This is a genomic window from Novosphingobium sp. (assembly GCF_036803765.1).
Lineage (GTDB): Bacteria > Pseudomonadota > Alphaproteobacteria > Sphingomonadales > Sphingomonadaceae > Novosphingobium.
The window spans coordinates 22420-33287 of the sequence record NZ_DAIRTS010000032.1 but is presented as its reverse complement, the minus strand read 5'-3'; the positions used below and the strand labels follow the sequence as shown (position 1 = coordinate 33287).

Annotated in this window: 9 protein-coding genes; 2 read left to right on the top strand and 7 right to left on the bottom strand. The window is 70.6% G+C overall.

The annotated features are described in order from the left end of the window. Window positions 1-58 precede the first annotated feature (58 nt). Both V7Q48_RS16320 and V7Q48_RS16315 read left to right on the top strand, forming a co-directional pair. Entirely contained in the window at window positions 59-1693 is a 1635-nt protein-coding gene (locus V7Q48_RS16320; protein ID WP_333839743.1) for a carboxylesterase/lipase family protein, read from the top strand. Beyond that, entirely contained in the window at window positions 1690-3291 is a 1602-nt protein-coding gene (locus V7Q48_RS16315; RefSeq protein ID WP_333839741.1) for a tannase/feruloyl esterase family alpha/beta hydrolase, read from the top strand. Before V7Q48_RS16320 ends, V7Q48_RS16315 begins: the two co-directional genes overlap by 4 nt. 70 nt (window positions 3292-3361) lie before the next feature. Here the strand turns inward: V7Q48_RS16315 and V7Q48_RS16310 are convergent, their stop codons facing one another. From V7Q48_RS16310 to V7Q48_RS16280, 7 genes are all read right to left on the bottom strand, one after another. Continuing rightward, window positions 3362-3760, bottom strand: a complete 399-nt coding sequence (locus V7Q48_RS16310; protein ID WP_333839739.1) for a YybH family protein — start codon at window positions 3758-3760, stop codon at window positions 3362-3364. Beyond that, window positions 3757-4152 carry a nuclear transport factor 2 family protein gene (locus tag V7Q48_RS16305; RefSeq protein WP_333839736.1) on the bottom strand — a complete coding sequence of 132 codons (396 nt, stop codon included), beginning with the start codon at window positions 4150-4152 and terminating at the stop codon, window positions 3757-3759. Before V7Q48_RS16305 ends, V7Q48_RS16310 begins: the two co-directional genes overlap by 4 nt. Continuing rightward, window positions 4149-5546 carry a spinster family MFS transporter gene (locus V7Q48_RS16300; RefSeq protein WP_333839733.1) on the bottom strand — a complete coding sequence of 466 codons (1398 nt, stop codon included), beginning with the start codon at window positions 5544-5546 and terminating at the stop codon, window positions 4149-4151. The genes V7Q48_RS16305 and V7Q48_RS16300 overlap by 4 nt, the downstream gene beginning before the upstream one ends. A 102-nt stretch (window positions 5547-5648) precedes the next feature. Then, entirely contained in the window at window positions 5649-7052 is a 1404-nt protein-coding gene (locus tag V7Q48_RS16295) for an efflux transporter outer membrane subunit (RefSeq protein ID WP_333839729.1), read from the bottom strand. After that, window positions 7049-8182 (bottom strand): HlyD family secretion protein, encoded by a 1134-nt coding sequence (locus V7Q48_RS16290; protein WP_333839727.1) that lies wholly within the window; start codon window positions 8180-8182, stop codon window positions 7049-7051. Before V7Q48_RS16290 ends, V7Q48_RS16295 begins: the two co-directional genes overlap by 4 nt. Then, on the bottom strand, window positions 8179-9822 hold the full coding sequence (locus V7Q48_RS16285) for an MFS transporter (RefSeq protein WP_333839725.1): 1644 nt from the start codon (window positions 9820-9822) through the stop codon (window positions 8179-8181). Before V7Q48_RS16285 ends, V7Q48_RS16290 begins: the two co-directional genes overlap by 4 nt. Window positions 9823-9967: 145 nt before the next feature. Further along, window positions 9968-10798, bottom strand: a complete 831-nt coding sequence (locus tag V7Q48_RS16280; protein ID WP_333839745.1) for an alpha/beta fold hydrolase — start codon at window positions 10796-10798, stop codon at window positions 9968-9970. Window positions 10799-10868: the final 70 nt, after the last annotated feature.

The window sequence follows — 10868 nt, the reverse complement described above, 5'->3', positions numbered from 1 at the left end:
TCCCATCCCATCGCGGCAGGCCCCACCCCCATTCCCTGATCGAGCCGGAGCGAAGCCGATGCACCAGCCGCCCTTTCGCCTTGCTACCGGCTCGCTCGCCCGTCGCCGCCTGCTCGCCGGGGCAGCCGCGGGCGGCTCCCTGATCCTGGGCGCGCCTTTGCTCCGCGCTGCACCTGCCACAGAACCCGGCGTGGTGCGCACGCAGGGCGGCTTGGTGCGCGGTGCCGTGGATGGCGGCGTGCACGTCTTTCGCGGCATCCCCTATGGCGCGGATACCGGCGGCGCGCGGCGCTTCCTGCCCCCGGCTCCGCCGCCGCGCTGGCGGGGCGTCCGATCCGCGCTCGCCTTCGGATCACGCGCGCCGCAACTGGCCCCGCCCGGCGCCCCGGCCACGTCCGGCGGCCCGGTGCAGGGCGAGGATTGCCTCGTCCTCAACATATGGACCCCCGGCCTGCCATCGTCGCGGCCGGCCGGGGCCATGGCGCGGAGGCCGGTCATGGTGTGGTTCCATGGCGGCGGCTTCGCACTCGGCGGCGGGGACGAGCCGGTCAACGACGGCGTGCGCCTGTGCCGGCGGCGCGATGTCGTGCTGGTGACGATCAATCACCGCCTCAACGCCTTCGGCTATCTCCATTTCGGCAGCCTCGCCAAGGCGGGCGAGGCGATCTCCAACGCGGGCCAGCTCGACGGCGTCGCGGCGCTGCACTGGGTGCGCGACAACATCGCCGCGTTCGGTGGCGATCCAGGCAATGTCACGGTGTTCGGCCAGTCGGGCGGAGGCTCCAAGGTGGCGGCATTGCTCGCCATGCCGGCGGCACGCGGACTGTTCCACCGCGCGATCCTCGAGAGCGGCTTCGGGACCTATACCATCGCGCCCGCAGATGCCGAGGCGCAGACCGCCGCGATCATCCGCAAGCTCGGCCTCGCGCCGGGCGCCCCCGGGGCGATCGCGGCCCTGCGCGCGGTGCCGGCCGCGCGCCTGCTCGACGCGCTCCAGGCCGTCACGGGCGGCGATCCCACCAAGGGGCCGGGCGTGGTTGCCGATGGCGTGGTCGTGCCCAACACCCCCTTCGGACCCGGCGCGCCGCCGCCCTCGCCCGATGTACCCCTGCTGGTCTGCCATACCGCGACCGAGACCACCGGCCTCTTTGCACCGCCCGGCGCGTTCGATCTCGACTGGGCGAAGCTGCCCGCCATGCTCGCGGGCAAGGTGCGCGATCCCGCACCGCTGATCGCGGGCTGGCGCGCGCTGCACCCGGCGGCGAGCGCCAGCGACGTCTATTTCCAGGTCACCACCGAACTCGGCATGGGCCGCAACGCGCGCATCGCCGCCGAGCGGCGCGCAGGCCAGGGCGCCCCGGTCTTCGCCGCGCTGATCGATTGGCGTGCGCCGGGCCAGGGCGGCCGGATGCGCAGCCCGCACGGGCTCGAACTGCCGCTGGTGTTCGACACGGTTGCCTCCGCCCCAGGCCTGCTCGGACCCGATCCTGCCGGCGCGCAGGCCTTGGCCGACGTGATGAGCGCCGCCTGGACCAATTTCGCCCGCACCGGCAATCCGAACGGCAGTGCCGTCCCGCATTGGCCGGCCTATGACTTGCCCCGGCGCGCAACCATGGTGTTCGACAGCGCCAGCGCGGCACGCCCCGATCCACTGGGCGCGGAGCAGGCGCTGATCGAGCAGGCGCTGGCATGACGGTGCGCCGCATCGCGCTGGCGCTGTGCCTGCTGCTTTTCGCGGGACTCGCCCATGCGGCCGGCGACGCGTCGCTCGTGGCCCTGCCGCCGCGGACGGCGATCGCCCCGGTCATGGCCTGCGCCGCGCTGGTCACGCCCACCACATCGCAGGCCGGCGACATCGCCTATCGCGTGATCGCCGCGCACGAGGGCGCCGGCGGTGCAGGCCGTCCGCCAGCCTGCGTGGTCGATGCCTATGCCGCGCCGCAAACGCGCTTCACGCTGCGCCTGCCGTTGACCGGCTATCAGGGCCGCTTCCTGCAGGGCGGGTGCGGCGGGATGTGCGGCGTGATCGGCGACACCATCACGCCCACCTGCAGCAATGCCCACTTGGGCGAGGGCAGCTTTGCCACGGCCTTCGACAATGGCGGCCATTTCGGTGCCGGGATCGGCGATGCCACCTGGGCCAGCGACCCCGAATTGCGCGCCCAGTTCGCGCACAAGGCAACCCATGCCACCGCCGTCGCCGCCAAGGCGATCGTCGCGCGCTTCTATGGAGTTGCGCCAAGGGCCAGCTATTTCGTCGGTTGCTCGGGCGGCGGGCGCGAGGCGCTGATGGAGGCGCAGCGCTACCCGCAGGACTTCGACGGCATCGTCGCCGGCTCGTCGGTCTCGATGCCTGCGGCGATGCAGCTGTTCCTGTGGGAGGCGCAGGCCGGGCTGGATGCAGCCGGCAACCCGATCTTCACGCCGGGCGCGGTCGCCGTGCTTCACCGCGGCGTGATCGCCGCCTGCGACCGCCTCGACGGCATACCCGACGGACAGATAGACGATCCCCGCCGCTGCGCCTTCGATCCCGCCACGCTGCGCTGCCCACAAAAGGCTGGGACGCCCGATTGCCTGACGCCCGCCCAGGTCGCCGCCGCGCAGGCCTATTACCGCGGGCCGCACGACGCCGATGGCACCGCGCTCTTTCCCGGTGGCGCGCCCTATGGGTCCGAGCTTGGCTGGGTCGGCCCCGGCGCGGCGACGGGGGGCGGCAAGTTCGCAGCCGAATCGTTCATCACCCGCCTGCTGATGCCGGGGGTGCTGCCTGCCACGTTCGGCTGGCGCGACTGGCGCTTCACGCGCGCCAGCCTGGCGCAGTTGCTGGCGGCCGGCGCGCCGTTCGATGCGACGGACCCCGACCTTTCCGCCTTCGCCGCGCGCGGGGGCAGGCTGATCCTGTGGCAGGGCATGGCCGACAACGCCGCCGGCGCCCGCGGGATGCTCGACTACTACCAGGCGTTACGCGACCGTGCCGGCGGGCTTGGCCCGGCCCGCGCCTTCGCGCGCATGTTCCCGGTGCCCGGCGGCTATCACTGCCGGGGCGGCTACATTCCCTATGACGAGGATTTCCTCGGCGCGGTCGTGCAATGGGTGGAACAGGGCCGCGCGCCGGATGCCGTGCTGGCCGTGGCGCGCCTTGAGGACGGCAAACTGCGCCGCCGTCCGCTCTACGCCTACCCGACGGCGACGCGCTACAATGGTCGCGACGTCAACGATGCCGCCTCGTTCAGCCCGCAGGCGCCGAAGATCGAGCCGAACGATGCCTTTGCCTGGCCGGGGCGGCGGTAAGTTCATGACAATTTGCGCCAGGCCTCGAACCACCCCCAACCCGCTCCTTTGAAAAGAAGGGGCCTCTCTGTCAGGCGGCAGGGGTGAAGGTGCGGTGCATCACGGCGGCGCGGATGCGGGTGTAGTGCTCGCCTGCGAAATCGTAGAGCACCACGCTCGAATGCCCGCGCCGGTCGCCTCGGCGCATCGGGCCGGACAGGAAATCGGGCAGATCGGTCAGCGCGAGGAATTCGGACTCCAGCTCGGCCGCCAGCACGCAGCCTTCGTGGAAGCACTGGCGGATCACCATGGTCCGCGCGGTCACCGCCTTGACCGGCTTGTAGAACGCGACGATCGCCTCGCGCCCGACCAGTTCGGTGCCGTTGCCGATCACCAGGCGCACGTCGGGCGCATAGAACTCGCACAGCGCGGCATAGTCGCTGCGGTTGAACGCGTCGATATAGGCGGCAAGGCGCGCCTCGGGGCTCATACGCCGGCCCTCGGGCCGAAGCGGGCCGAGCGAACGCGGGTAAAGCGCGCATCGGCGATGTCATAGAGAATGAAGTTCACGCTCTCGCGCCGGTCGCCTGCGCGCATCGCCCCAGTCGGCATGTCGGGCCAGTCCTCGCGCGCGACGAGGCGGGTGCACACTTCGGCCGCGATCCGGGTGCCGTCGGCCGCGCCCACGAAGGTCAGGAGTTCCAGCGTCTCGTCGAGCCGTGCCTTTACCGTGCGATAGAACGCCAGCACCGCCTCACGCCCGGTCACTTGCGCCGCCTGGCCCACGAAGACCACGTCGGGCGCGTAATAGGCGCCGAAGCCTGCAAAGTCGTTGCGGTTGAACGCGTCGAGATAGGCCTCGAACCAGGGGCGCAGGCTCATGCCGGGGCGTCCGCGACGTAATAGTCCCGGCGAAGCGTGCGCGCGGCGACGAGGAACAGCGTGCCGGCGATGAAGAATACGCAGACCGCCGCCATCAGCGCACTTCGCAGGCCGCTGGCGGCGGCCATCGCGCAGGCATGGTGCAGCGCATCGGTCGCACCCGCCGCCAGCGCCGCGCCAGGCTTGGCCGCCGGACAGCGCGTCAGGTAATCAGCCGAGCCGAATGCGGTCGTGGCGAAGCGGTCGCTCATCCAGCCCACGAACGTCGGCCCGCCGCCATAGCCGACGAGGGTATAGAACATGCCGAACACCGCCGCGCCGGTGGCGCGCATGCGCGGCTCCAGGAGGTTCTGGATCATGCCGGTGGTCGGGCCGTAGTACAGCAGGAGGAAGCAGCCCGCGATGATGAGCAGCACCGTGCCCGTCAGCGGCGTCGCGGCATTGAGCGCGATCCAGTATGCGAACGGAGCGATGAACAGCCCGATCGCCGCGCCCCAGGCCGGCCAGCGCCCGTCACCGCGCCGCGCCAGCCAGTCGGTACCGAACGAGCCGATCAGCAGACCACTGCCCAGCGCCAGGGCCGAGATCGTGCCGTAGAGCGTGCCTGCCGTGCGTGCCGGCAAGTCATAGGCGCGGGCGAGATAGACCGCGAGGAATTGCGAGATCGAGCTCATCCCGAAGCCGGCGAGCGCGCCGCCGGCAATCACGCAGACCAGCGCCGGCTTGGTGCGCATGACCTTCAGGAACGCGCGGAAATCGGGTGCGGGGCGCGGTTCGGCGCCAAGCCCGTCGGCCAGCCCGCGGCGCGGTTCGCGCAGCAGCAGCAGTACGAGCACGCCGATCAGCAAACCCGGCAGGCCCATCGCCACGAAGGCGGCGCGCCAGCCCCATTGCCCGGCGACCCAGCCGCCGACCGATGCGCCGACGAACGTCCCGATCGGCGAGCCGAGCAGGATCAGCCCCATGACCGAGGCGCGGCGATTGCGGGCGAAGAGGTCGCCCACCAGCGAGGAGGTCGCCGGCTGCGATCCCGCCTCGCCCATGCCGACGCCGATGCGGCACAGCATCATCTGCGCGAAGCTGCCGGCTGCCGCGCAGGCCATGGTCATGCCCGACCAGAACACGATCGAGGCGGTGATGATCTTCACGCGCGAGACGCGTTCCGCCAGCCGGCCGATCGGCACGCCGAGCAACGCGTAAAGCACCGCAAACGCCAGCCCCTGCAGGATGCCGAGCTGAAAGTCGGTCAAGGCGAGGTCGCTCTTGATCGCCTGCGCGGAGACCGCGAACACCGATCGATCCGCGAAGTTGAACGTCGCGACGAGAAAACTCATGATGATGAAGCGGCGCCCATATGCGGGCGCCAGCAACCGCTCGTCGGCTTGGTCGCGCATCGCTCTCCTTCCGGCGGCATGATGCCGCTCCGTGCCCTTGGCCGCCCGACTTTCGCAGGCGCAGTTGGGTTGTGCGGGAGAGTTGGTGATTAATCAATACATTTATCGTGTCGGCTCAACAGACGCCGGTGCGACCCAGCCGCCACCGAGCCCGCGGGTCAGCGCCACCAGCGCCGCCAGCCGGGCCTCGGCCACCGTCACCGCGCGCAGTTGCGCATCGAGCAGGGTGCGCTGCGCATCGAGCTGTTCGAGATAGGCGGCATAGCCCTCGCGATAGCGGCTGCGCGCCAGGTCATAGGCCTGCTGCGCCGACGCGACCTGCCGCGCGCTGATCGCCGCCTGTTCGTCGTAGCGGGCAAGACCGGCTTGTGCGTCCTCGACTTCCTGCAACCCGGTCAGCACCGTCTTGCGATAGGCGAAGGCGGCGATGTCGCGCTGGCCGGCGGCAACATCGGCATTGGCGCGCAGTTCGCCGCGCTGGAAGATCGGCGCGAGGATCGAGCCCCCGGCCGAGAACAGCGTGATCGGATCGGCCAGCGCGGTCGAGGCCGCAGCGCCGAGCGAACCGCGCAGCGTCAGCCGCGGCATGAACGCGGCGCGCGCGGAGTCGAGCGTGCGATCCGCCGCGACGATGCGCTGCTCCGCCTCGCGCACGTCGGGGCGCTGGCGCAGCAGGTCCCCGGGCAGCGCCGAGGGCACGGCAAGCCCCGCCATGCGGCCCAGCGGCAGACCGCGCGCGATCGGACCGGGCGCGCGCCCAACCAGTACCGAGAGCGCGTTTTCCTGCCGCGTCACCGCCAGTTCGCTCTCGCTCACCAGCCGCGCGGTGGCCTCGCGCGCGGTCTCGGCCTGGGCGAGCTCGAGCCGGGCCGAATAGCCCGCCGCCGCGCGCCGGCGGATCACCGCCAGTTCCGCATCGCGGGCCGCAAGAGTCGCCTTGGCGATGTCGGCTTGCGCATCGCGCGAGCGCAGGCCGACGTAGCCGGTGACGATCGTCGCCGCGAGCGCCACGGACACGCCGTCGCGGGCATAGACGCTGGCGGCAAGCGCCGCACGGCCGGCGTCGCTGGCTGCGCGGATGCGCCCGAACAGGTCCGCCTCCCACGAGACGACGAGTTCGCCATTGGCCTGCGTCTGGTCGAGGCCCTGGCCGAAGGCGTTGATCGTCCGGCTCGTCGCGCCGCCGCCATCGGCGCTGACCGCAACCCGCCCGGGCGCGCCGGCCAGGCGGAACTGCGCACGGGCCACCTCGATCCGCGCGGTGGCGGCGAGGAGATCGGGGCTCGCGGCGAGCCCCTCCTCCACCAGCGCATCGAGAGCCGGATCGCCCAGTGCCTGCCACCATTGCGCCGCGATCGGTGCCGAAGCCTGGGGCGCCTCACCCGACCGCCAGTGATCGGGCACGGCCAGTGCCGCCCCTGCGGGAAGCGGCGGGCGCGGCCCGGCGCATGCCGGCAATGCCAGTGCCAACGCCAGCAGGGCGGCCGCCGGATGCCCCCGTCTCATCGCGGGCCGCCCGCGGTATCGACGCTGACCACCACCGACATGCCGGGACGCAGCCGGGCGGCCGCCGGCTGGCCGCGATCGAGCGTAATGAGCACGCCCAGCCGCTGCGGCACCTTGACGAAGTTGCCTGTCGCATTGTCGGGCTTGAGCACCGCGAATTCCCAGCCGGTCGCGGGCGCGATGCGCGTGATGTGCCCGGCGAAGCGGCGATCGGCCAGGCCATCGACGGTGAAGCTGGCGGGCTGCCCCACCGCCATCGCGCTGGTCTGCGCTTCCTTGAACAGCGCGATGACGTAGCGGTCGGGGGGTACCAGTTCCATCAGCGCCGTGCCGTTGGTGACGAACTGGCCGAGCCGCACATGAATCTCACCGAGCTGCCCGCCCGCCGGCGCGCGGATTATGGTGTGGAGCAGGTCGATCGTCGCCAGCCGCACTTGCGCACGCGCCGCCGCGACCTGGGCGTCCAGCCCTGCCCGGTTCACCGAGACCGAAGCGAGGTCCTCGCGCGCCACCTGGCTGCCAGCCCCGGCGCGGCGCAAGTTCGCTTCGGCCTGCACCAACGTGGCTGCGGTCTGGTCACGCTCGCGCACCGAGATCGCGCCGCCTTTGACGAGGTCCGCCGCGCGCGCCATGTCGGCGCGTGCGCGCTGCAGCTGCGCCGCTGCATCGGCGATCGCCGCATCCTGCGCGGAGAGGGCCGCGGCCCGCGCCTCGCGGGTATGGGCGCTGTTGTCGAGGTTGGCCTTGGCGAGGGCAAGGTTCGCCTCCGCCTGCGCCAGCCGTGCCCGATAAATGTCGTCGTCGATCAGCGCCACCAGCTGTCCGGGACCGACCCGGTCGTAATCGCGTACCAGCACGTGTTCGACATAGCCGCTGACCTGCGGGGCGAGCACTACGGTCCGCCCACGCACCAGCGCGTTGTCGGTCCGCTGGATGCTGCCGGCGAACGGCCCGATGCGCCACACGAGAAGGACCAGCAGGATCGACAGCGCCAGTGCAGCGACGAACACCACCGTCATCCACCACGGCCGCTCGGGCGGCGTCCATACCGGCGCGACCGGCGGCAAAGCGGGCGCGGGTGTGGGCGTGGCTTGTGCCGGGGACGAGGGGGGCGGCGAAGTGTCGGTCATGCAGGCACGCTTTCGCTGGAGCGCTGGAGCCGGTCGCGCTGGACCTTTTCACGAAGGGCATAGGCGGCGGTGAGGATGCCAGCGGTCAGCGCCACCACAGTCACCACCCAGAAGGTGTCGTTGAAAGCCAGGACGCTGGCCTGCGCATTGAGCGCCTGCGACAGCTGGCCCAGCGCCTGCCGGTCGCGCAGCGCCGGATCGACCAGTTGCGGTGCCAGGCGTCCGGCGTACTGCGCGAGGCGCTGCGTCACCAGCGGATCGCCGAGCGATACGGCATCGGCGAGGTATTGCGCATGGGTGCGCGCGCGCATCGTCTGGAACGTGCCCAGCGCGGCCGAGCCTGCCAGGCCGCCGAGATTCTGCGTCGTGCTGAACAGCACGATGAAGCTGACCAGATGGGTCGGCCCACGCTTGATGATCTGGCCGATGCCGAACATCAGCGCGGGGCCGAGAAACAGGATCGTGCCGAAGCCGAGCAGCGACTGGCTGAGCAGGAGCTCGGGCGCGCGGGTCAGGCTGGTGGAATGGGTATCGAGCCAGGCCCCGAAGGCGATGACAAAGGCCGCGATCGACATCAACGGCACGACCTGATGCGGCTTGCTGAAGATGCACACCACCACGATCCCGGCGATTTCCGCGAGCAGCACGCCAAGGAACAGGCCATGCAACTGGTCGCTGGTCAGCCCGCCGAGCGACAGCAGGCCCACCGCCGCATAGGTCTGTTCGGCAAGGGCCAGGCGGATGATGACGGCAACGGCGATGAAGAACAGCACGTCGCGCGTGGCGAACCAGCGCACCCACAGCAGCGGCGACTGGCGCCGGTCCTCGATCATCAGCGCCGCGCCGATCAGCGGCAGCGCGGCGGCCAGCGCCCAGCCGAGCCAGGGCGTGTCGGTCCACCAGTCGTATCGCCCTACAGCCATGACCGTGCAGACCAGCAGCATCGCCACGATGATCAGCGCAACCGTCACCACGTCGAGCGGCTCGAAGGCGCGGGCGGGAGAATTGGGCGGCAGGGGCATGAGGTTGAGCATCCCCCAGGCGCCAATGGCAAGCGCCAGCTCGATCAGGTGCAGGCCCTGCCATTCGTGCATCGAGATGATCGACAGTGGCACCATGCGCGCCAGCGGAATGGCCAGCTGCGGCAGGCAAAAGCCGAGAATTGCGGCAACGGGGCGCATCCGCAGCGGGAAGACCTGGAACATGTTGTAGAGCGACAGCGTGCTGAGCCCGCCGGCCGCCACCCCGCTGACGGCGCGCGCGACGATCGCGGTGGCAAAGCACGGCACCGCGATCTGCACCAGTTGCGCCGCGATCAGCGCGCCGAGCACGACGTGCATCGTCGCAGGGATACCAAACTGCACACGCGCCTTGACCAGCGTGAGATTGGCGGTGGCATTGAACGCCACGTAGACCGCCAGGAGCAGGCTGCCCTCCGCCACGGTCAGCCCGATGTCGCCGGCGGTGAACGCAAGATTGGCGGTGATCAGTCCGTTGCCGAAGCCGCTCGCCATCGCCATCACGAAGGCACTGAGCGCATAGATGGCGCGATTGAGGGGGGTGTGCCGCGGCGACCAGGGGGCGCCGGGAAACAGCGGCGCTTCCTCGCGCGAGAACGGATAGGCGGCTTGCGTGCTCATCGGTCTGCCCGCCGAGGGAACGGATGCAGACTTAACGCTGCAATGCAGCACGGGTCAAGATCCCGCCCGCCATGCGCAGTACGGCCGGCACTCCCTGGGGAGCACCGGCCGTTGACAGGCGCCGAGAGGAAGGCGCCTGTACGCATCAAGCCTTGATGAAGGCGAGCAGGTCCGGGTTGAGCACATCGGCGTGGGTGGTCAGCATGCCGTGCGGATAGCCCGGATAGGTCTTGAGCGTGCCGTGCTTGAGCAGCTTGATCGCCAGCTGCGCCGAGTCCGCGATCGGCACGACCTGGTCGTCCTCGCCGTGCAGCACGAGCGTGGGCACCGTGATCGACTTGAGGTCTTCGGTGAAATCGGTTTCCGAGAAAACCGCGATGCAGTCGTAGTGCGCCTTGGCGCCGCCGATCATGCCCTGGCGCCACCAGTTCTGGATCGTGCCGGGATAGACCTTCGCGCCGGGGCGATTGAAGCCATAGAACGGGCCGCTGGCGACATCGAGGTAGAACTGCGCGCGGTTGGCGGCGAGCGCGCTGCGGAAGCCGTCGAACACGTCCTTGGGCAGGCCGCCGGGGTTGCGCGCCGACTTGATCATGATCGGCGGCACCGCGCCGACCAGCACGGCCTTGGCAATGCGGCCCGGACGAGCGCGGGCGGCATAGCGCGCGGCTTCGCCGCCGCCGGTCGAGTGGCCGATGTGCACGGCGTTGCGCAGGTCGAGGTGCTCGGCCAGCTGCAGCACGTCGGACACGTAGGTGTCCATGTCGTTGCCGGTGTCGGTCTGGGTCGAACGGCCGTGACCGCGGCGGTCATGGGCGATCACGCGAAAGCCCTTGTCGAGGAAGTAGAGCATCTGCGCGTCCCAGTCGTCCGCGCTGAGCGGCCAGCCGTGGTGGAACACGATCGGCTGGGCGCTCTTGCTGCCCCAGTCCTTGTAGAAGATCTCGGTGCCGTCGGTGGTGGTGAAGAACGCCATGGTATGGTCTCCGGTGCGGGGGGAGGCAGGGGCGGCAAGCGCCGCAGTCACGTCGGCGGTGGCAGCCAGA